The 21,870-nt window shown below is 61.3% G+C and carries 18 protein-coding genes; 11 read left to right on the top strand and 7 right to left on the bottom strand.

The window, feature by feature from the left end; genetic code table 11:
* Positions 1-148: 148 nt before the first annotated feature.
* The 3 genes from ACSSNI_RS12150 to ACSSNI_RS12140 all read right to left on the bottom strand — a co-directional run bounded on the left by ACSSNI_RS12150 (position 149) and on the right by ACSSNI_RS12140 (position 5,084).
* Positions 149-1,348, bottom strand: a complete 1,200-nt coding sequence (locus ACSSNI_RS12150; protein WP_102834582.1) for an osmoprotectant NAGGN system M42 family peptidase — start codon at positions 1,346-1,348, stop codon at positions 149-151.
* Positions 1,349-1,489: 141 nt separating this feature from the next.
* Positions 1,490-3,232, bottom strand: coding sequence for an N-acetylglutaminylglutamine synthetase (gene ngg, locus ACSSNI_RS12145; RefSeq protein WP_159968528.1), 1,743 nt, complete (start codon positions 3,230-3,232; stop codon positions 1,490-1,492).
* A gap of 79 nt (positions 3,233-3,311) precedes the next feature.
* Positions 3,312-5,084: an N-acetylglutaminylglutamine amidotransferase gene (locus ACSSNI_RS12140; RefSeq protein ID WP_200638046.1), complete on the bottom strand. Its 1,773-nt coding sequence runs from the start codon at positions 5,082-5,084 to the stop codon at positions 3,312-3,314.
* 323 nt (positions 5,085-5,407) lie between these two features.
* Here ACSSNI_RS12140 and ACSSNI_RS12135 point away from each other — a divergent pair, with 323 nt between their 5' ends.
* The gene (locus ACSSNI_RS12135) at positions 5,408-5,779 is read left to right on the top strand and encodes a MarR family winged helix-turn-helix transcriptional regulator (protein WP_200638201.1); all 372 of its coding nucleotides are present in this window, start codon (positions 5,408-5,410) and stop codon (positions 5,777-5,779) included.
* A 27-nt stretch (positions 5,780-5,806) separates the two neighbouring features.
* Here ACSSNI_RS12135 and ACSSNI_RS12130 read toward each other — a convergent pair whose 3' ends face one another.
* Entirely contained in the window at positions 5,807-6,661 is an 855-nt protein-coding gene (locus ACSSNI_RS12130) for a LysR substrate-binding domain-containing protein (protein WP_102834578.1), read from the bottom strand.
* Between the two features lie 95 nt (positions 6,662-6,756).
* Between ACSSNI_RS12130 and ACSSNI_RS12125 the strand changes: the two genes are divergently transcribed.
* Entirely contained in the window at positions 6,757-6,996 is a 240-nt protein-coding gene (locus ACSSNI_RS12125) for a DUF1127 domain-containing protein (RefSeq protein ID WP_200638048.1), read from the top strand.
* Between the two features lie 59 nt (positions 6,997-7,055).
* Here the strand turns inward: ACSSNI_RS12125 and mnmC are convergent, their stop codons facing one another.
* Positions 7,056-9,029 carry a bifunctional tRNA (5-methylaminomethyl-2-thiouridine)(34)-methyltransferase MnmC2/FAD-dependent 5-carboxymethylaminomethyl-2-thiouridine(34) oxidoreductase MnmC1 gene (mnmC, locus tag ACSSNI_RS12120; RefSeq protein WP_200638050.1) on the bottom strand — a complete coding sequence of 658 codons (1,974 nt, stop codon included), beginning with the start codon at positions 9,027-9,029 and terminating at the stop codon, positions 7,056-7,058.
* Between the two features lie 182 nt (positions 9,030-9,211).
* Here mnmC and pap point away from each other — a divergent pair, with 182 nt between their 5' ends.
* Both pap and ACSSNI_RS12110 read left to right on the top strand, forming a co-directional pair.
* Positions 9,212-10,693: a polyphosphate:AMP phosphotransferase gene (gene pap, locus ACSSNI_RS12115; RefSeq protein ID WP_200638052.1), complete on the top strand. Its 1,482-nt coding sequence runs from the start codon at positions 9,212-9,214 to the stop codon at positions 10,691-10,693.
* A 144-nt stretch (positions 10,694-10,837) separates the two neighbouring features.
* Positions 10,838-12,022, top strand: a complete 1,185-nt coding sequence (locus ACSSNI_RS12110; RefSeq protein ID WP_200638054.1) for a thiolase family protein — start codon at positions 10,838-10,840, stop codon at positions 12,020-12,022.
* Positions 12,023-12,142: 120 nt separating this feature from the next.
* On the opposite strand, the gene ACSSNI_RS12105 is transcribed toward ACSSNI_RS12110, so the two are convergent.
* Positions 12,143-13,534, bottom strand: coding sequence for a class II fumarate hydratase (locus ACSSNI_RS12105; RefSeq protein ID WP_148924924.1), 1,392 nt, complete (start codon positions 13,532-13,534; stop codon positions 12,143-12,145).
* A 147-nt stretch (positions 13,535-13,681) separates the two neighbouring features.
* On the opposite strand from ACSSNI_RS12105, the gene ACSSNI_RS12100 reads away from it, so the two are divergent.
* The 6 genes from ACSSNI_RS12100 (at position 13,682) to ACSSNI_RS12075 (ending at position 20,153) form a co-directional block, all read left to right on the top strand.
* On the top strand, positions 13,682-14,191 hold the full coding sequence (locus ACSSNI_RS12100) for a DUF2059 domain-containing protein (protein WP_200638055.1): 510 nt from the start codon (positions 13,682-13,684) through the stop codon (positions 14,189-14,191).
* A 15-nt stretch (positions 14,192-14,206) separates the two neighbouring features.
* The gene (locus tag ACSSNI_RS12095; protein ID WP_200638056.1) at positions 14,207-14,506 is read left to right on the top strand and encodes a BolA family protein; all 300 of its coding nucleotides are present in this window, start codon (positions 14,207-14,209) and stop codon (positions 14,504-14,506) included.
* Positions 14,507-14,640: 134 nt separating this feature from the next.
* Positions 14,641-15,576: an oxygen-dependent tRNA uridine(34) hydroxylase TrhO gene (gene trhO, locus ACSSNI_RS12090; protein WP_200638057.1), complete on the top strand. Its 936-nt coding sequence runs from the start codon at positions 14,641-14,643 to the stop codon at positions 15,574-15,576.
* Positions 15,577-15,632: 56 nt separating this feature from the next.
* Complete coding sequence (locus ACSSNI_RS12085) at positions 15,633-16,265, top strand: DsbA family protein (protein ID WP_200638058.1); 633 nt, start codon at positions 15,633-15,635, stop codon at positions 16,263-16,265.
* Positions 16,258-18,039, top strand: a complete 1,782-nt coding sequence (locus ACSSNI_RS12080; RefSeq protein ID WP_200638059.1) for an ABC transporter ATP-binding protein — start codon at positions 16,258-16,260, stop codon at positions 18,037-18,039. Before ACSSNI_RS12085 ends, ACSSNI_RS12080 begins: the two co-directional genes overlap by 8 nt.
* Positions 18,040-18,203: 164 nt before the next feature.
* Positions 18,204-20,153 (top strand): HAMP domain-containing methyl-accepting chemotaxis protein, encoded by a 1,950-nt coding sequence (locus ACSSNI_RS12075; protein WP_200638060.1) that lies wholly within the window; start codon positions 18,204-18,206, stop codon positions 20,151-20,153.
* 99 nt (positions 20,154-20,252) lie between these two features.
* Here ACSSNI_RS12075 and ACSSNI_RS12070 read toward each other — a convergent pair whose 3' ends face one another.
* On the bottom strand, positions 20,253-21,296 hold the full coding sequence (locus tag ACSSNI_RS12070) for a metal-dependent hydrolase (protein ID WP_200638062.1): 1,044 nt from the start codon (positions 21,294-21,296) through the stop codon (positions 20,253-20,255).
* A gap of 135 nt (positions 21,297-21,431) precedes the next feature.
* Here ACSSNI_RS12070 and arfB point away from each other — a divergent pair, with 135 nt between their 5' ends.
* Positions 21,432-21,845 carry an alternative ribosome rescue aminoacyl-tRNA hydrolase ArfB gene (arfB, locus tag ACSSNI_RS12065; RefSeq protein ID WP_200638064.1) on the top strand — a complete coding sequence of 138 codons (414 nt, stop codon included), beginning with the start codon at positions 21,432-21,434 and terminating at the stop codon, positions 21,843-21,845.
* Positions 21,846-21,870: the final 25 nt, after the last annotated feature.

Here is a 21,870-nt window from a genome sequence, read left to right as displayed (position 1 = left end):
CCAGTCGCGCGAATGGCAAACCCTGTTCGCTTCATGCCTGACTGGCCAAGCATTCATATGTTTCAGAGGCTTGCGACTTTGCCCGGATCACCGCCGCCTCGCAATCGGCAAATGCCTCAAGTTGGCGGCACATCATGAAACGCCACAGTCAACCTGAAGAATCATCGGTCGGCTTGTCGAAGATTGAATCGACTGCCGGCACGCGCGTGTCGTTTTCCATCTGCGTCACGTGTTCGAGTTGATGGCTGAAATTCTCCAGGGAATCCTTGCCTGCATGGGCATCACTGGTGAAAACCGGTGGGCTCAGCAAATAGGCTGAAATCAAGCGGCTCATGGCGGCCAGGCTGTCGATATGGGTGCGCTCATAGCCGTGTGTCGCATCGCAGCCAAACGCCAGCAGCGCGGTGCGGATATCGTGCCCGGCAGCGATCGCCGACTGTGCATCGCTGTGGTAGTAGCGGAACAGGTCACGCCGCACCGGTACCTCATTGGCTTCTGCCAGTTTGAGCAGATGCCGGGACAGGTGGAAATCGTATGGCCCACCCGAATCCTGCATGGCGACGGTAACTGCGTGTTCGCTGGATTCCTGGCCCTTGGCCGTCGGCGCGATGTCGATGCCGACGAACTCGCTGACATCCCAGGGCAGGGCGCCGGCTGCCCCAGACCCGGTTTCCTCGGTGATGGTGAACAGCGGATGGCAGTCGATGGGTGGCTCACGACCGCTTTCGATCACCGCTTTCAGTGACGTCAGTAAGGCTGCCACTCCGGCTTTGTCATCCAGGTGGCGCGAGCTGATGTAACCGCTGTCGGTAAACTCGGGCATTGGATCGAACGCGACGAAATCGCCCACGTTGATGCCCAGCGCGAAGGTGTCGGCGCGGCTCGCGGTATAGCCGTCCAGACGCAGCTCGACGTGGTTCCAGCTGATCGGCATCTCGTCGACTGCGGTGTTGAATGCATGCCCCGAGGCGAGCAGGGGCAGCACGCTGCCACGTACCACGCCGGTGTCAGTGAAGACGCTGACGCGGCTGCCTTCGGCGAAGCGGCTTGACCAGCAACCCACCGGGGACAGACCGAGTCGGCCATTGTCCTGAATTTCCCGGACGCTGGCGCCGATGGTGTCCAGGTGCGCGGCGATGGCTCGATCCGGGCTGTACCGGCGACCTTTGAGCGTGGCGCGGATGGTTCCGCGGCGGGTCAGCTCGAAGGGAATGCCGAGCTCCTTCAGGCGCTCTGCCACATATCGAACGATTGTGTCGGTGAAGCCGGTGGGGCTGGGAATGGCGAGCATCTCCAGCAGCACACGTTGCAGGTAGTTGAGGTCCGGTTCGGGAAGCTTGGCAGTCATGATCATTCCTTAGCGGCGGAAAACTGGCTGCCGCTATGTAAGTGAGTGAAGTTGAGCTGCGGTGGTGCCGCAAGCGAGGCGGCGGGCCGTTCCGGCATCTGCTGGTGCCGGAACCAGGCCATCTACGGCCTGAGTGCCCCGCTAGTGGGTGCCGTAGCTGAGTGGAAAGAGCAGGTCGACGAAGCGCTCGGCGGTGGGCTGGGGATGGTGATTGGCGAGGCCGACCCGCTCGTTCGCTTCAATGAATACGTACTCGGGTTTGTCTGCTGCCGGCACCAGCAGGTCCAGGCCGACTACAGGAATATCAAGCGCGCGAGCGGCCCGAACGGCGGCGTCGATTAAATCTGGATGCAACTGATCGGTTACATCATCGAGCGTGCCACCGGTATGCAGGTTGGCAGTGCGGCGCACCGCCAAGCGCTCGCCACGTGGCAAGACGCTGTCGTAGTCGAAGCCAGCGTCGCTGATGCAGCGCTGTGTCTCTTCGTCCATAGGGATTCGGCTTTCGCCAGCGGTTGCAGCCTGGCGGCGCCGACTCTGGGTCTCGATCAACTGGCGAATGCTGTGGCTGCCGTCACCCACCACTTCAGCCGGACGGCGGATCGCCGCGGCCACGACTTCATATCCAATCACGACAATGCGCAGGTCAAGTCCGGGATGAAAGCTTTCCAGCAACACGCGCTGATCGAACTGACGTGCGCGAGCAATGGCTTCTTCGACATCCTGGCTGCTGCGCAGGTCGACCGAGACGCCTTGGCCCTGTTCACCATCGAGCGGCTTTACGACCACACCGCCGTGTTGCTCGAGAAACGCGGCATTCTCCTCGACCGAACCCGCGAGTTGTTGGGCAGGTAGTTTAAGCCCCGCGCGAGCAAGGGTCCGGTGAGTCAGGCTCTTGTCCTGGCACAACGTCATGCTGACCGCAGACGTAAGGTCCGACAGTGACTCGCGGCAGCGCACCTTGCGGCCACCCTGGGTCAGAGTGAATAGGCCGGCCTCGGCATCATCGATGGTGATCTCGATGCCGCGGCGGCGTGCCTCGTCGACGATGATCTTGGCGTAGGGATTCAGCTCCGCTTCCGGGCCTGGGCCAAGAAACAGCGGCTGGTTGAAGGTGTTCTTGCGCTTGACCGTGAAGGTTTGCAGGTCGCGGAAGCCAAGCTTGGCGTAGAGCGCCTTGGCTTGCTTGTTGTCGTGCAGTACCGACAGATCGAGATACGCCAGCCCACGGCCCATGTAGTGCTCGATTAGGTGGCGAACCAGCGCTTCGCCTACACCGGGGCGCGTGCAGTTTGGCGCGACCGCCAGGCACCAGAGGCTGGAACCGTTCTCCGGATCATTGAACGCCTTGTGGTGGTTGATGCCCATGACACTGCCGATGATCTCGCCGGAGTCATCGTCCTCAGCCAGCCAATACACCGGACCGCCTTGCTCTCGCGGTGTGCACAACTCAGGGTTGACCGGCAGCATGTGGCGGGACTGATACAGGCTGTTGATCGCCTTCCAGTCCTCCTCGCTCTGAGCGCGGCGGATGCCGAAGCCGCGGAAGCTCCGGCGAGCCGGGCGGTAATCGGTGAACCAGATGCGCGATGTGTCCGATGGATCAAGGAAGAGCTGCTGCGGCGCATAGGCGAGTACCTGATGCGGCGCGGCGACGTACAGGGCGATATCCCGCTCACCGGCCTGTTCATGGAGCAGGTCGGCCGCGAGCTTCTCAGGGTCGGAGTAGGTGTGGCCGATCAAGATCCGGCCCCAGCCGCAGTGCAGTGTTACTGGCGCCTGATGTTCCGCCTGGCCGTCCTCGGCGAGCCGTTGCTGCAAGCGCTCATAGGTCGGTGTCTGGCCGCGCAACAGTCGCTGTCCGTAGGCTTGAGACTTCTGCATGGTGCATTCCTTGGAGCTTGTATGACTTCACTACGGCAACGCTTCGGCGCTCGCTCATTGCGTCGTCATGAACGGGTTGTTAGAGGCCTTGTTCGCTCAACCATAGATTGACCGCTGCCAACTGCCACAATTTCGAGCCACGCAGAGGCGTCAGTTGACCTTCTGGGTCATTGAACAGCCTGTCCAGCATGGCCGGGTTATACAGCCCGCGGTCCTGGCTCGGGTCGGTCAGCAGCTCCCGCACCCAATTCAAGGTATCGCCCTGCAGATGCTTGAGCCCTGGCACCGGGAAATAACCCTTGGGACGGTCGATGACCGCAGCTGGAATGACTTTGCGCGCGGCTTCCTTGAGCACGTACTTGCCGCCGTCGGGCAGCTTGTACTTGGCTGGAATTCTTGCCGACAGCTCGGCCACGTTGTGGTCTAGAAACGGCACTCGAGCCTCGAGGCCCCAGGCCATGGTCATGTTGTCGACGCGTTTGACCGGGTCGTCGACCAGCATCACTGTGCTGTCGATGCGCAGAGCTTTGTCTACAGCGGCGTCGGCGCCGGGCTGGGCGAAATGCTGACGTACGAAATCGCCGGAGAAGTCGCCCTTGACCCACTGCTGCTGCACGGTGTCGGCGTACTCCTCGAAGCTGCGGTCACGAAAGGCTGTGAGATAAGCCTCGACCGGGTCCTCGGCACCGTCCACCTGTGGATACCAGTGGTAACCGGCGAACAGCTCGTCTGCGCCCTGGCCGCTCTGCACCACCTTGCAGTGCTTGGAGACTTCACGCGAGAGCAGATAGAACGCGATGCAGTCATGGCTGACCATCGGTTCGCTCATGGCGCGGAAGGCGGCGGGTAGCTGTTCGAGAATTTCCTTTTCCTGAATGCGCAGCTGGTGATGACGCGTTCCGTAATGCTGAGCGATCAGATCCGAGTATTTGAACTCGTCGCCACGCTCGCCACCGGCATCCTGGAAGCCGATGGAGAAGGTCTGCAGGTTATCGCCAGCGCCGGCTTCGCGAAGCAGACCGACCAGCAAACTGGAGTCGACACCGCCGGACAGCAGAACGCCCACGTCGACCGCCGCGCGATGACGCAGGGCAACGGACTCACGCAAGGTGGTCAGGGTGCGCTCCTGCCAGTCTTCGAAGCTGTAGCCTTGTTCTTCTTCCGATGCGCCGAATTCCAGCGTCCACCAGCGGTGTTGACTGCTCATGCCGCTGGCGTCAATCCGCATGAAGGTGCCGGGTGGCAGTTTTTCGATTCCGGCGATGAGGGTATCCGGCGCCGGCACCACAGCATGGAAGCTCATGTAGTGATTCAGAGCCACCGGGTTCAGCACGCCAGCAATATCTCCGCCCTTAAGCAACGCCGGAAGCGTCGAGGCAAAGCGCAAGCGCTCTCCCGTGCGTGACAGATAGAGCGGCTTGATACCGAGACGATCGCGCGCGATGAACAGTTCTTGCACGTCTCGCTGCCAGATGGCGAAAGCGAACATGCCGTTCAGTCGGGGCAACAGCGCTTCGCCCCAGGCATGAAAGCCTTTGAGCAAGACCTCGGTGTCGCCGCCGGAGAAGAAGCTGTAGCCCAATGCTTCCAGTTCGGCGCGCAATTCGGGGTAGTTGTAGATGGCGCCGTTGAACACCATGGACAGGCCGAGCGCCGAGTCGATCATCGGCTGGCCAGAGGCCTCGCACAGATCCATGATCTTCAGGCGTCGGTGACCCAAAGCGAGAGGGCCTTGGCTGTTGAAGCCGCAGGCGTCCGGGCCACGGGACGTCAGGGATTGGGTGATGCGTTCAACCGCGGCCAGGTCGGCCGGTTGATTATCGAAGCGAAGTTCGCCAGCTATGCCACACATAGGATCCTTACCGGTATTGCCGTTGGGGAGTGTGACTGACGCTCGGACCGCGAAGTTCAGGATTTCAGACGGGCGTGTACCGCTCTGGCTCGGTGCCTGAGGGGCTTGTTCAGGGGCGCCTCGGCTGGCCTGAATCGCGCTCTGCTGCGTCAGTCAGGTTTTACAGGGAAACAAAAATAGTGCTTTCATGTCAAACCGTACTCGGCACGAGTTACTTGTCTGTGAGCGAAAAAAACATTCGATCTGAAACTATTGAGGTGGCGGAAGGTAACCTTGAATTGTCTCTGTTTCAGGCCTTGCGCCGGTTGCAGCAAGACGCCGAGATGCATGCCAAGCGACTGGCCCGTTTCGGTGGGCTGAGCCCGGTGCAGCTGATGATTCTGCAGGTGCTGGCCAGCGAACGGCAGCTGACCGCCAGCGCTTTGAGCAAGCGCGTCAGCCTGACGCCAGCGACGCTGTCCGGGCAACTCGACCGCCTTGCTGAACGCGGACTGTTGTTGCGCCAACGGGATGATCAGGACCGCCGTCGTCAGTGGCTGTTATTGACTGACGAGGGGCGGGCACTGCAACAGCAGGCGCCTTCGCTGTTACCGCCCGAGTTCGTTGCGCGATTTTCGGCGCTGCCGGAGTGGGAGCAGCACGGGATTACCGCGGCGTTACTGCGCGCCGCGTCGATATGCGGTTCGGAAGACTAGCCGACGCCGCGCTGATCGACCGACCCGCTACAGACGAAAACCTTCGACGATATGCTCCGCCAGGGTCTCGCTGACCTGAGACTGATTGCGATCGTTGCGCAGCAGGACAATGCTGCACGAAGGCAGCTCCGGCATCCCCTCGGCTTCGCCCAGCACGCGCATATCCGCTGTCACCAGGCTCTGCAGCTGCGCGGTCACCGCAAGTCCCGCGTTGGTCACAGCCATCAGCGCCGAAAGGCTGGGGCTGGTATAGGCGACCCGGTAGGGTACTTCCAGGCTGTCCAGGGCGTTGCAGGCCCAAGCCCGGCAGAAGCAGTCGGTATTGAACATGGCCAGTGGCATGGGCCGTTGTTCATGGGTGTTGAAGCCAGGCGCTTCGGCCCAGACGAAACGCTCTCGGCGCAGCAGCTGACCGATCTCGGTGCCCGGCTCGCGGGTGACGATGGACAGATCCAGGTCGCGCCGCTGCAGTAACTGATAAGACGGTTCGCAATGCACCTCCACCTGGACCAGCGGATAGGCCTGCGCGAAGCGCGACAGGATGCCCGGCAGGAAGCGCATTACATAGTCGTCCGGGGTACCAATGCGCACCGAGCCGACCATGTGCGGTTCGCGCAAGGTCGTCAGCACCTCGCCGTGCAGTTTGAGGATTCTCCTGGCGTAACCGAGCAGGATCTGGCCCTCGGCGGTGAGTTTGACCTGACGTCCATCGCGCTCGAATACCGACCGTTGCAGCACGTCCTCCTCCAAACGCTTCATTTGCATGCTGATCGCCGATTGCGTGCGATTGACGGCTTCAGCCGCTCGGGTAAAGCCGCCGTGATCGGCAATCGCCACAAAGCTGCGCAGCAGCTCTGCATCGATACTGGGGTAGTTGGCCATTCATCAATCTCCGAGATGTACGCCATCAGAAACATTCGTTGGATTGATCATAAGCCGGGCAGGACACTGACGCCATCCACTCGGAGGTATCCCAGATGAAAAGCCATGCTGAGTTCGTTCAACCTTGCGTCAGAAGCACAACGGCCCATTACTCGTTCAGCCGGTCGTTGCGTGCGGTCTGGCAGCAATTAAGTCGCTGGCATGCGCTGTATCGTCAGCGTCAGCAGCTCGCGGCATTGAGCGACGAGATGCTCAAGGACATCGGCTTGAGCCGGGCCGATATCGAAACCGAAACTTCCCGTCCGTTTTGGGACGAGCCGTTTCGTCGAAGCTAGTACTACGGCCTGTTCAAGGCTGCGTGCCTGGCGTGCGAGCGCCAGGCGATCGCGGTCAGTCAGTCGGTCCGGCGGATGAGTTTGCGCAGCAGGAATCGATTGGGATGGCAGGCTTCGGCGATGGCTCGCGGCACTGGCAGGGGTTCGTCATTCAGCCAGGCTGCGAGCAATTCCCCGGCCAGGGGCGCGGTAATCAGGCCGCGCGAGCCGTGGGCGGTGTTCACGTACAGCCCGTCAAGCCAGGGGCACGGCTTATCGGGCACCTGGCGGGCATCCTTTGCCAGCACCGCATAGGTCTCGGCGAAACATTCCGGATCGGCTAGGGCGCCAACGATGGGTAGATAGTCGGGGCTGGTGCAGCGGAACGCGACACGTCCTTGCAGCTGGTCTGTGTCGCAGCTGTCGGCGTCCAGGCGCTGATGCAGATCGCCGGAAATCTCCCTGAGCATGTCCAGATTCGAATGATGTTCAGCAGCGCTCGGCGCGGGATCGGCCTCGGCAAAATTGAAACTCGCCCCCAGCGTATGCTGACCCTCACGTGGCGGGGCGACATATCCCTTGGCACACAACACGGTGCGCAATGCGGCGCTTTGTTCGTTCGCCGGCAGGGCGGTGATCTGCCCGCGAATCCGCTTGAGTGGCAGCCAGGCGCTTTGACTGAACCGCTTGGCATCGGCAGCGCCGGCCAGAATCACGACCGGCGCCTCGGCCAGCAGCTCATCGCCGGCCAGCGCCTGCCATTGCTCGCCGCTTCGACGCAGTTCGAGCGGGTGCCGATGGCGATGCAACTCGATCGACGGGTGCTTGATCAGCCAGCGACACAGCGCTGGTGGGTGCGCCCAGCCGGCATCCGGATAGAACAGCCCCCCATGGTCCAGCACTACGCCCGCCAGCCGCTCGGCCTCTTCGCGCGGCACCGCATGCAGAAGACCGGGCGGGAAGGCGTTGGAAAGTGCCGCCTGGCGGACGCTTTCCTTATGATCGAAGGAGAGCTGCAGCACGCCGCAGGCATCCCAGTCCTGTCCGCGCTGCAGGTTGTGCAATAGCCGGCGGGTGTAGCCAAAGCCGCTGGCCACAAGCTGCGAGAGCGCGGTGCCGTGCGCTGAGAGCTTCAAATAGAGCACGCCCTGCGGGTTGCCAGAACCCTCCTGGGCAATATCGTCGTGCCGTTCCAGCAGTGCCACCTGCCATCCGCGCGCCGCCAGGCTGGCGGCGCTGGCGCAACCCGCGAGGCCTGCGCCAATCACCAGCGCTTTGCGCTGCGCCGGTTGATGCGAAGGGCGCGCGAACCAAGGGGTCTGCGGGGTTTCTCGCGGCGTGACAAGCTGGCCCTGCAGGTTTTCCCACTTATGGCCTAAGCCGGGAATCCGCTTGACCTCGAAGCCCGCTTCCTTGAGTGCTCGCCGTACGCTGCCGGCGCTGCTGAAGGTTGCCAGGGTTGCACCTGGAGCCGACAGCCGCGCCACCTGCTCGAACAGCTCGGGCTGCCACATGTCCGGGTTCTTTGGCGGTGCGAAGCCATCGAGAAACCAGGCATCTACCCGCGCATCCAGCTCTTTGAGCCTCTCGAGCGCATCGCCGACCAGTAGTGTCAGCGTCACCTGGCCAAAGCGAAACTGCTGGAACCCCGGGTTGATCGCCACATACTGATCCAGCAACTGCCGCGCCTGGTCATGCAGTTCCGGCCACAAAGCCAGGGCACGACACAGGTCGTCGTGCGTGAGGGGGTGCTTTTCAACACTGACAAAGTGCAAGGCGCTATTGGCAGGCGCAGTGCGCTCGAACAGCGCCCACGCGCAAAGGAAGCTGAGACCGGTGCCAAAGCCCGTTTCGCCAATCACCAGGCGTTCTCCGGCGTGAAGGGCAGCGAAACGTTCGGCCAGCCGATTGGGTCGCAGAAACACGTGGGTGGTTTCGGCCATGCCGGAGCCGCGGGAAAAGTACACGTCACCATACTGCCGGGATTGCGGCTGGCCGTTCTCGTCCCAGTCGAGTTCGGCATGCTGAAAACCGGTGTGGAGCGGGGCGGACATCGACGTTTCCTGCGGTGAAAGACCGCGATTCTAGCAGCCGCGCGAAACCTGCTGCGGGCGCGCTTTGTCGCATCGATAGGCGTGCAAGCTTGCGCACCAGCGCAAACAGGCGGTGCTACATCAGTACTGCAGCTGTCTCGGCCTGCTAGGGTTCATCACAGCATCCTTTCTTGGAGTTCAAGATGTTCGAGTCCGCGGAAATCGGTCACACCATCGACAAGGACACCTACAACAAAGAGGTGCCTGTCCTGCGCGAAGCGCTTCTGCAGGCGCAGTACCGCCTCAGGGAGCAAGCACGGTTTCCGGTGCTGATCCTGATCAATGGCATTGAGGGCGCTGGCAAAGGCGAGACGATCAAGCTACTCAACGAATGGATGGACCCACGGTTGATCCGCGTTGATAGCTTCGATGTGCCCACCGACGAAGAACTTTCGCATCCTCCAGCCTGGCGCTACTGGAGACGGCTCCCGCCCAAGGGGCAAACCGGGATTTTCTTCGGTAACTGGTACAGCAAGATGCTTGAGGATCGCGTTCATCGTCGAATCAAGAAGACCGATCTTCAGCTTGCCATCGACCGCGCTCAACGTTTCGAGCGGATGCTCTGCGCCGAGGGCATGCTGATCTTCAAGTTCTGGTTTCACTTGTCCAAGGACCGCATGCAGCAGCGGCTTGAGTCGCTCAAGGATGACCCACTGCACAGCTGGCGTATCAGCCCGCTGGATTGGCAGCAGTCGAAAACCTACGACCGGTTCGTCAAGCACGGTGAACTGATCCTGCGTCGCAGCAGCCGGGACTTTGCGCCCTGGTACGTGATTGAAGGAAGCGACGAACGATACCGCAGCCTGACCGCCGGCCGGCTGTTGCTCGAAGGGCTGAACGCGGCGCTGGACGCCGCCGAACAACCCTTGACTCAGCCGCACACGGCAACCGTCGAGCTGAATCTCGACCAGGCAAGCCTGCTCGACAGCCTCAACATGCACCAGTCGCTTAGCAAGGACCACTACAAGGAGCAACTGGGGCAGGAGCAGGCGAGACTGAGTCAGCTGCTGCGCGATCCGCGACTACGCAAGCGGGGGGTGCTGGCCCTGTTCGAGGGCCACGATGCGGCAGGCAAGGGTAGCGCCATTCGCCGGGTTACCGGTGCACTGGATCCGCGGCTGTATCGCACCATACAGATCGCCGCGCCCAGCGAGGACGAACTGGCGCAACCCTGGCTGTGGCGCTTCTGGCGCAACGTCCCGGCCCGCGGGCAGTTCACCATCTTTGACCGGTCCTGGTATGGCCGAGTGCTGGTCGAGCGGGTCGAGGGCTTCTGCTCGCCGGATGAATGGCTGCGGGCCTACACCGAAATCAATGAGTTCGAGGAACAGCTGGTCGATGCCGGCGTGGTGGTGGTGAAGTTCTGGCTATCGATTGACAAACAGACGCAGCTGGAGCGATTCAAGGAACGCGAAGATACCCCGCACAAGCGCTTCAAGATCACCGAGGAAGACTGGCGAAATCGTGAAAAATGGGACGACTACAGTAATGCGGTAGCGGACATGGTCGACCGCACCAGTACCGAAATAGCGCCCTGGACACTGGTGGAGGCCAATGACAAGCGCTTCGCTCGGGTGAAGGTGTTACGAACGCTCAACGATGCGCTGGACGCTGCGATCAGCTGAGGTTGCAAAGGGAGGGGAGACAATGGCCGGCCATATCCCTGCTGAATGGTCGTCGCCTTTGGCAATGGGCCGGAACTATGCTCGACCCATCGTCAACAGGCCGGTCGCCCCCGTCGCGGCCGCCCAAACCATTCGAGGTATGCCATGCGTGAAGTAGTGATCGTCGACAGCGTCCGGACCGGCCTGGCCAAGTCCTTCCGCGGCAAGTTCAACATGACCCGCCCCGATGACATGGCGGCCCATTGCGTCAATGCGCTGCTGTCGCGCAACGACCTGGATCCCAAGCTGGTCGAGGACTGCATCGTTGGTGCCGGTTCAAACGAAGGCGCTCAGGGCTACAACATCGGCCGTAACGTGGCGGTTCTCTCGAACCTGGGCATTCAGTGCGCGGGCATGACGCTCAATCGGTTCTGTTCGTCTGGCCTGCAATCGATCGCCATCGCGGCCAACCAGATCGCTTCAGGCTGCAGCGACATCATTGTTGCTGGCGGCGTCGAGTCGATCACCATGACGGCCAAGAGCCGCAACAGTGACAACCTCTTCAATCCGATCCTGCAGGAGCGCGTCCCAGGGCTGTATCACAGCATGGGTCAGACCGCTGAGATGGTTGCGCGCCGCTACAACGTGACCCGCGAGCAGCAGGATCAATACTCGCTACAAAGCCAGCAGCGCACGGCGCGGGCCCAGGCCGAAGGTCTGTTCCAAGACGAAATCGTACCGATGAACGTCCGCTACTTCACTGAAGACAAGGCCACTGGCGAGCGCGCCGAACATGAAGGCGTGGTTGATCGCGACGACTGCAACCGTCCCGATACGACGCTGGAGAATCTCTCGTCGCTCAAGCCCGTGTTCGCGGATGACGGCTCCGTCACCGCTGGCAACGCGTCGCAGTTGTCCGACGGTGCCTCGATGACGCTGGTGATGAGCCTGGACAAGGCGTTGGAGCTGGGTCTGAAGCCGCGTGCCTATTTCCGTGGTTTCACCGTCGCGGGTTGCGAGCCGGATGAAATGGGCATCGGCCCGGTGTTCTCGGTTCCGCGTCTGCTTCAGGCGCGCGGCCTGCAGGTCAGCGACATTGATCTCTGGGAGCTTAACGAAGCCTTCGCTTCTCAGTGCCTCTATTGCCGCGACACACTCGGCATCGACAACGAGAAGTTCAACGTGAACGGCGGGTCGATCTCCATCGGTCACCCGTTTGGCATGACCGGCTCACGGACTGCGGGCCATCTCATTCGTGAGCTGCAGCGCCGCAATCAGCGTTACGGCGTGGTGACCATGTGTGTGGGCGGCGGCATGGGCGCATCGGGGCTGTTTGAAGCCGTACGCTGAGGCAGTCAGATAAATAAAAACCCGCGCCTGGCGCGGGTTTTTTTGTTACCGCAGTCTGGCGACCGAGGCTTGTAGGGTGGGCTTCAGCCCACCACCCCGCGGCCAGATCGCTGCCTCAGCTCAGCTGCGACTGGATTCGAGCATGGTTTCCGGTCGGACCCACTGGTCGAACTCCTCGTCGGTCAAATAGCCAAGCGCCAGCGCCGCCTCACGCAGGGTAGTGCCTTCGGCGTAGGCCTTCTTGGCGATCTCGGCTGCCTTGTCATAACCGATGTGCGGGTTCAGCGCGGTCACCAGCATCAGCCCTCGCTCCAGATGCTCGGCCATACGCCCGGCATCCGGCTCCAGGCCGACGATGCAGTGAGTGTTGAAGTTACGGCAACCGTCAGCCAACAGCCGGATCGACTCAAGCATGTTGTGCACGATCACCGGCTTGAACACATTGAGCTGAAGATGACCCTGGCTCGCGGCGAAACCAACGGTAACGTCGTTGCCCATGACCTGGCAGGCAAGCATGGACAGTGCCTCGCACTGAGTTGGATTGACCTTGCCCGGCATGATCGAACTGCCCGGCTCGTTGGCAGGTAAACGCACCTCGGCGAAACCACCCCGTGGGCCCGAGCCCAGCAGGCGCAGGTCATTGGCGATCTTCATCAGCGCGGTCGCCAGCGTCTTCAGTGAGCCGGAGAGGGCCACCAGAGGTTCATGGCCAGACAGGGCCGCAAACTTGTTAGGTGCCGAAACGAACGGCAGGCCGGACAGCGCGGCCAGCTCGGCAGCAATAGCTTCGGCGAAGCCGTGCGGGGCGTTAAGCCCAGTACCCACCGCGGTGCCACCTTGAGCCAGTTCATAGACTGCAGGCAGCGCGTGGCGAATGGATTGTTCGGCAATGTCCAGCTGCGCCACGAAAGCGGATAGCTCCTGGCCAAAGGTGACGGGCGTCGCATCCATCATGTGGGTGCGCCCAGTCTTGACCAGCCCGCCGTGTCGCGCCGCCTGCTCAGCAATGCCGCCAGACAGCTCGGCGATTGCAGGCAGAAGGTCCTCTTGGATCGACCGCGCAATGGCGATGTGCATGGCGGTAGGGAAACAGTCGTTGGAGCTCTGTGCACGGTTGACGTGGTCGTTGGGGTGGACCGGGCTCTTGCCGCCGCGCGCACCACCGGCCAGCTCGTTGGCGCGTCCGGCGATGACCTCATTGACGTTCATGTTGCTCTGGGTGCCGCTGCCGGTTTGCCAGACCACCAGCGGAAACTGATCGTCGTGTTGACCATGAAGGATCTCGTCCGCGGCCTGTTCGATCAGGCGGGCGATGTCCGGCGGTAAGTCGCCTATGCGGTCGTTTACTCGCGCCGCAGCTTTCTTGATCAGCGCCAGCGCATGGCAGACGGCGAGCGGCATGCGCTGCTCACCGATAGCGAAATTGATCAGGGAACGTTGTGTCTGAGCGCCCCAATATGCCTGCTCAGGTACTTCCACAGGTCCCAGGCTGTCGGTTTCGGTGCGTGTCATGCCGTGCTCCATTAATGAGGTATCCCTGTTAGGTCGCTGGCAGCGGGCACAGGTTCAATCTGGCCTGCAGTGTGCCTTGAGCGACGGGAACTCAGCGCGCAGAATGTGTCCATTGAGGCTCACCTAACGATCGCCAAGGATCATCTCATGCACATGCTTCGTACATTCGGCCTTTGTAGCGCTCTGTCGATCGCGCTGCTCAGTGGTCAGGCCAGCGCGGACAGCGCCAGCCACGCAACTCAGGCTGAGCGTTTTCTGGAACTGGTCAATGCCGATCGGCTGTCGGTGCCGGTCTACGGCCAGGTGCAGCAGATGTTCGCCCAACGCTTTGAACAGACTCGGGCACCGGAAAGCAAACGCGCGCTTCTCGAGCAATACCAGTCCAAGGCGGATGCCGCACTGGACAAGGCGATCGGCTGGGAAAAAGTTAAACCCGATCTGATCAAGCTCTATACCGAAACCTTCACCGAGCAGGAACTGACCCAGTTGAACGACTTCTACGAGTCGGCGCTGGGCAAGAAAATGCTGACCAAATTGCCGGAGCTAAATGCACGCTCGGCGCAGGTCACCCAGGCCAAGCTGGAAAGCGCCGTGCCTCAGGTGAACAAACTGCTGGCAGAAATGACGGCCGAACTCGATACCCAGAAAAAACCCTGACGGAGCACGCCCGGCATGCCCAAGATCGACCTTATCCAAGACGCGCTGCAAGGCGCACTGCAACCTCAGTATCTGCAGGTGCTGGATGAAAGCCACATGCACAGCCGTGGTCAGGAAACCCATTACAAGGCGGTGATCGTCAGCGAACAGTTTGCTGGTCTGAATGCTGTCAAGCGCCACCAGCGCGCCTACGCGGCCATGGGCGACCTGATGCCGCAGATTCACGCACTCGCCCTGCACACCTATACCCCGCAAGAGTGGGCCGAGCAGGGCGTCGCACCGGCGTCCCCGGTCTGTGCCGGGGGACATAAGTAGTCAGCTGCCGGGCGGCTTGAAGCCTGTCCTGCAATTATTGCTAGAATGCGCGCCGCGCCGGCTCACGCCGGCGTTGTCGTTTTCGCATTCCCGGTCCGCCCTTTGCGTGGGTGACCACTGGAGGAAATACCCGCATGACCCAGAAGATCGTCGTCGCGGCGCTGTACAAGTTCGTCTCCCTGCCGGACTACGTCGCGTTGCGTGAACCCCTGCTCGAAACCCTTGAGGCCAATGGCATCAAAGGCACGCTGTTGCTGGCGGAAGAAGGTATCAACGGCACCGTGTCCGGCACCCGCGAAGGGATCGATGCCTTGCTCGCCTGGTTTGCTACCGATGAGCGCCTGGCGGATATCGACCACAAAGAGTCCTATTGCGATGAGCAGCCGTTCTACCGCACCAAGGTCAAGCTGAAGAAGGAAATCGTCACCCTCGGTGTGGAGGGCGTGGATCCCAACCAGCGCGTCGGCACCTATGTCGACCCGAAGGACTGGAACGCGCTGATCGAAGACCCGGAAGTGCTGCTGATCGATACCCGTAACGACTACGAAGTGGCCATCGGGACGTTTGAAGGCGCAATCGACCCGCAGACGAAATCCTTCCGCGAGTTTCCGGACTACATCAAGGCTCACTACGATCCGGCCAAACACAAGAAGGTCGCGATGTTCTGCACCGGCGGTATCCGCTGCGAGAAGGCCTCCAGCTACATGCTCGGCGAGGGCTTTGAGGAGGTCTATCACCTCAAGGGCGGCATCCTCAAATACCTCGAAGAAGTACCGCAGGAAGAAACCCGTTGGCGCGGCGACTGCTTCGTGTTCGACAACCGCGTCACCGTCCGCCATGACCTCACCGAGGGCGACTTCGACCAGTGCCACGCCTGCCGCACACCGATTTCGCTGGAGGACCGCCAATCCGAGCACTACGCTTCAGGCATCAGCTGCCCGCACTGCTGGGATAACCTCAGCGAAAAGACGCGCCACAGTGCGCGTGAGCGGCAGAAGCAGATCGAACTGGCGCTCAAGCGCAACCAGCCACACCCTATCGGCTACAACTATCGCAAGGCGGGTGTTTAACCGTACAGTCCGGAGGCGCGCTAGACGCGCTTCAACCTGATAGAACCGGAGCGCCGATGAGCAGCCGACTGATCTATGTGATGGACCCGATGTGCTCATGGTGCTGGGGTTTCGCACCGGTCGTGCAAGCTCTGATCGAACAGGCGCAGGCTCGTGGAGTAGGTGCGGATCTCGTCGTCGGAGGATTGCGCCAGGAGCGTACCGCAATGGACCAGGCGGCTCGCGACCGCACGGCTTCTTATTGGCATGCGGTACACGAGGCGAGCGGTCAGCCCTTCAACTTCGAGGCGGGTCTTCCAGAAGGGCTGGTCTATGACACCGAGCCGGCTTGCCGCGCCCTGGTCGCTGCGCGCAGTCTTGATCCTCAGGTCGCCTGGCGTCTTGCCGGGCTGATTCAGCGCGCGTTCTATGTCGAAGGGCGCAATGTCACGCTGCCTCAGGAGCTGGTTGAGCTGGCCGAAACCGCCGGGGTTCCGCGCATCGAGTTCGCTGATCGTTTCGATTCTCAGGCTGCCCGCGATGCCACCGTCGCGGATTTCGATTGGTCCCGCAATCTCGGCATTGCCGGTTTTCCTACCTTACTGGCTGAACACGAAGGTCAGCTGGCGCTGGTGACGAACGGGTACCAACCGCTCGAGGCGCTGGCACCACTGCTGACACGCTGGCTGGATCACAACATAAATGCCTGATCAGCTCAGCTGGGCCGAAATCCGCCGCCTCGCGCTGCACCATCGTAAAGCCTTGGTGCTGGCCAACCTTGTCGCGGTGTTGGCGACGCTGTGTAGCGTGCCGATCCCCTTGCTGCTGCCGTTGCTGGTTGATGAGGTGCTGCTGAAGCAGGGCGACGCAGCACTCGAAATAATGAACAACTTTCTTCCGCCAGAGTGGCAGACGGCGCTCGGCTATATCGGTTTGATGCTTTGCGTGACGCTGCTGCTGCGCGCATCAGCGCTGGCCTTCAACGTGCTGCAGGCCCGGCTGTTCGCTCGGCTGTCGAAGGATCTGGTCTATCGCATCCGAGTGCGCTTGATCGAAAGACTCAAGCGAATCGCCCTCAGCGAGTACGAAAGCCTGGGTGGCGGAACCGTTGCTGCCCACTTGGTCACCGATCTGGAGACCATCGACAAGTTTATTGGCGAGACGCTTAGCCGTTTGTTGGTCGCCGTGCTTTCCATTATCGGTACGGCGGCGATCCTGCTCTGGATGCATTGGCAGCTGGCGCTGTTGATCCTCCTGTTCAATCCGTTGGTGATCTACGCAACGGTGCAGTTGGGCAAGCGGGTCAAGCATCTGAAGAAGCTGGAAAACGACAGCACTTCGCTGTTCACCCAGGCGCTCACTGAGACGCTGGATGCGATCCAGGAAGTCCGCGCCGGCAACCGGCAGGGCTTCTTCCTTGGACGCCTGGGTCTGAAGGCCCGAGAGGTCAGGGATCACGCGGTCGCTTCGCAATGGAAGACGGACGCCTCCAATCGCGCCAGCGGTCTGCTGTTTCAGTTCGGTATAGACATCTTTCGCGCCGCGGCCATGCTCACGGTGCTGTTCTCCGATCTGTCCATCGGGCAGATGCTCGCGGTGTTCAGCTACCTGTGGTTCATGATTGGTCCGGTTGAGCAGCTGCTCAATCTGCAATACGCCTTCTATGCGGCAGGCGGTGCGCTGAGCCGTATCAACCAGCTGCTGGCGCGTGCCGATGAACCGCAGTATGCCGGCGGTCAGGACCCGTTCGCGGGGCGAGATACCGTTGACATCGATGTTCAGGGTCTTTGCTTTTCCTATCAGGATGAGCCGGTGCTGGAAGGGTTGGATCTGACCATTTCAGCAGGGGAGAAGGTGGCCATTGTCGGCGCCAGCGGCGGCGGCAAGAGCACCTTGGTGCAGTTACTGCTGGGCCTCTATCAGCCGCAGGCGGGGCATATCCGCTTCGCCGGTGTCGAAGTGCGCGACATCGGCTTGCCCACGGTTCGCGACAACGTCGCGGTGGTGCTGCAGCATCCGGCTCTGTTCAACGACACGGTGCGCGCCAACCTGCTGATGGGTCGTGAACGGGATGATCAGGCGTGCTGGCGCGCGCTGGAAATCGCTCAGCTGGCTGATACGATTCGCCAATTACCAGCCGGGCTGGACAGCATTGTCGGTCGTTCTGGCGTGCGTCTTTCCGGCGGCCAGCGACAACGACTGGCCGTGGCGCGCATGGTGCTGGCCGAGCCCAAGGTGGTCATTCTCGATGAGGCGACATCGGCCTTGGATGCAGCCACCGAATATGCCTTGCATCAGGGGCTCAACCGTTTCCTGCAAGGTCGCACGACGCTAATCATCGCTCACCGTTTATCGGCGGTGAAGCAGGCTGATCGGGTGCTCGTTTTCGATGGCGGGCGCATCGCGGAGCAGGGCGATCACCAGCAGCTGATCGCCGACGGAGGGCTCTATGCCAAGCTTTACGGGCATCTCCAGCAGCATTGAAGCTGTGCTTGCCTAGCGGGTCGGTTCTTCCGTTCCGCCGCTTCTCTCTCGGGCCGGCCCGGTGCCATTAATGCCTGATTAAAATGATCAGAATTTGGGTTCAACTTTAGTCGCAGCCTGCCGACTTCATGGCTGTGCCTATCTCATCTATCTAGGAAGTTAAGATGCAGTCCGTCGATATATTCGCCAACCTTTCCGTAGGCAAGAAGCTGCTGTGCGGCTTTGCCATGGTCCTGTTGCTGACGCTGGGAGTCGCCGGAACCGGCTTCTATGCTGTGGACTCGATTCTGACCCGTTCGTATCAGATGAATCAGCTGTTACGGATCAACGCCGCTGTCCTTGAGGCCCGTGGCCTGGAGCGTGACTTTGCGCTGACTCGGAGTGACGCGTCCGCTGCCGCCTTGCGCAGCACCTTGGCCAAGCTCAATCAGGAACTGGACGAGCTTGCCGGAAGCGTGCCCGAAGAAGACCAGCAGGCGCTGCAGCAGATTCGCAGTAATGCTGCAGAGTATGCAGACAAGTTCACCCAATACGGTCAGTTGATCGACAAGGGCATAGCGCTTCGGGAGCGCATGGCCGAGGCGGCGCAGAAAAGCCGTGAGGAATTCGAGTACATCGAGCTGGATATGTACGACGCGGTGCGTGTGTTGCGCCTTGAAGGTGACCGTCTGACAGGCAGTGATCCGCTGACCATCGCTGAAGCGGCTTCTGGCCTGACAAAACGCATCCTCGATCTGCGTACGTTCGAAAGCATGTTCATTGCTAATAGCGCTCAAGCCGCGGTGGATAGCTGGAACGAGTCCTATCAGGACGTGACAACCATCGGCAGCAGTCTGAAAACCTGGCTCAACGACGAGCAGAAGACCACCATGGATGGTGCGCTCGCCGCACTGGCAACCTACCAGCAGGCATTCGGTGACTTCCGCAGCAACCGGATCGAGCGCGTCGCGCTGGAACAGGCGATGGTGGCTCAGGCTCAACGCATCCTGGATACAGCCGAGAAGGCGCTGGCTGGCGCAACCGAGGCGATGCAGGACCAGCGCCGCAGCGCCTATATGCTGCTCGGAGTTATCAGCGTTCTGGCTGTGGTGATCGGCTTAATGGCCGCCACGGCAATCTCTCGCATGATCGTCGTTCCGCTGCGTTATACCGTACAGCTGGCTCAGCGGGTGGCTGAAGGCGATCTGACCCAGTCGCAGAAAGTCACCCGTCGCGACGAGCTCGGTCAGCTGCAGCAAGCCATGTACGGCATGACCGACAGTCTGCGCACCCTGATCGGTCGCATTGGTGGAGGTGTCGGTCAGATAGCGACCGCAGCTGAACAGCTTTCGGCGGTGACTGCACAAACCAGCGCCGGCGTGCAGAAGCAGCGGGTTGAAACCGAACAGGTTGCTACGGCCATGCACGAAATGGCGGCCACCGTTCAGGAAGTTGCGCAGAACGCTGAGCAGGCCTCGCATGCCGCCCGACAGGCTGACCAGCAGGCGCGCCAGGGCGATCGGGTCGTGCAAGAGGCCATCGGCCAGATTGGCAGCCTGTCCAGCGAAGTCGAGCACTCCGCTCACGCCATCGAAGAGCTGAATACCGAAAGCGGCCGCATCGGCACCGTACTCGAGGTGATTCGAGCGGTGGCTGAGCAGACCAATCTGCTTGCGCTCAATGCCGCAATCGAGGCTGCCCGTGCCGGTGAGCAGGGCCGCGGTTTCGCTGTTGTGGCGGACGAAGTCCGCGCCCTGGCTCGTCGCACTCACGACTCTACCGAGGAAATCGAAGGGCTGATCGCCAACCTGCAGCGGGTGGCGCATAAGGCTGTCGAGCAAATGCAGACCAGCCGAAGCCTGACCCAGCGCACCGTTGGCCTGGCGAACGAAGCGGGCAGTGCGCTCGGTCGCATTACCGAATCGGTCTCAACCATCGAGCAGATGAACCAGCAGATCGCCGCTGCAGCTGAGCAGCAGAGCGCTGTAGCGGAAAACATCTCCGAGAGCGTGACTCGTGTGCGTGACATTGGCGAGCAAAGCGCCAGCGGTAGCGAGCAGACCGCCGCAGCGAGTGCTGAGCTGGCGCGCCTTGGCGTTGAGCTGCAGGGGCTGGTGGCGCGTTTTCGTACCTGAAGGTTGCACCCGTGAAATAAAAAAAGCCCCGGTCTGCCGGGGCTTTTTTATTGCGATCTGAAAACACCAGCGAGCTTCCCAGTAGAGGGGGCGTCGCGGTCAGCCGGGCCGGTTAAGGTCTGCTGCCCACTCTGCCAGTGGCAGGCCCGGCTGTTGCTGCCAGATGCGCAGCCAGATCTGCTTGAGCCGGTCAAGATCGCCGCGTTCGGCGGGCAGTCGCTCGACGTAGGGAATCAGCCCCCAGCCCGCGCCGTTACGCTCGGCGAGAGCAAAGCGGAAGGGATGAAAACCAGTCATGCCGAGACGCAAATCTGTCACCAGCAGCTGGCCTCCCACCTCATCGTAACGGAGCACGTCGCCGGTAAACCATTGCAAGCGAGCATGCTGCGGCGATTCGCGAAGAGCTGTGGCGAGCCGCTCGCCGCGAGGAATACTCACCAGTTCAGGTGGTTCTTCATCGAACCAGCTCACCAGCGCTTCGTAGTATTGATCGCCTTCAATGACAATGACTCGCCACAACAGGCTGTTAAACGGTGTCGGCGTACTGAACAGCTGGCTGGCCTGTATACCCTGTGCGTTCATTGCCGCTTCCACGCGCTGCTCGGCCATCTGCTTGCCAGTGAGCGTAAAGCCCAAGTAGAGCGACGACAGCAGCAGTGCGCTCGCAGCCCAGCGGGGGCTGCGGCCCTTCACACCGACAATCACGCCAACCAGCACGGCCAGCAACAGCGGGAGGCTGTACAGAGGGTCGATGATGAACACGCTGGACCATGCCACCGGCGGCGTGGTCAGCGGCCAGAACAGCTGGGTGCCGTAACTGGTGAAGGCGTCGAGCAGTACATGGGTCACTAACACCAGCCAGATCGTGAGAAAAAGCCGCATGCTGCTGTAATTGGGATCAGGCCTTATTCGACGCGCCAGCCAAGCCAGCGCAACGGCCAGTGAACTGAGAACGAACAATGAATGGCTGAAGCCTCGGTGATAGGTCATGTCGGCGATGGCATCGCCGTAATCGATGACCACATCTAGATCAGGTAGGGTGCCGAGCACTGCACCGTAGAGCAGCGCCTTGCGGCCTTGCCATCGGCCCAGCAGGGTCGCCTGCACAGTGGCACCGAGAAGGGCTTGGGTTATCGAGTCCATGCGCGATTCCATCTTTTCCGAGTGCGCTACGGTAGCCGAACTGGCAGTACCGTAGCGGCTCCAAATCATATAAAAACATGTCCGCGAGGCTCCTGTTGTGGACAATGACCTCCGATTCCAACTGATGTAGGACCGATGCTCGACATATCCAACAACGTGCAACTAGCCGACAGCGAGATCGAACTGACTGCCATCCGCGCGCAGGGTGCCGGCGGGCAGAACGTCAACAAGGTATCCAGTGCGCTGCACTTGCGCTTCGATATCACCGCGTCTTCATTGCCCGCGTTCTACAAGGAGCGCTTGCTGGCGCTTCGCGACAGCCGCATCACAGGCGATGGTGTGATAGTGATCAAGGCGCAGCAGTACCGTACCCAGGAGCAGAACCGCGCCGATGCTCTGGAGCGTCTGGCCGAACTCATCCGTAGCGTGACGAAAGTGGAAAAAGCGCGCCGCCCGACACGCCCAACGCTGGGGTCCAAGAAGCGGCGCCTGGAAGGCAAGACCAAGCGCGGTGCGATCAAGGCCGGACGCGGCAAAGTGGATTTCTGACGCTCGTCAGCAGCACGGCCCCGCC

Source organism: Stutzerimonas tianxiuensis, from assembly GCF_053470365.1.
This window is presented reverse-complemented; position numbering and strand designations above follow the sequence as displayed.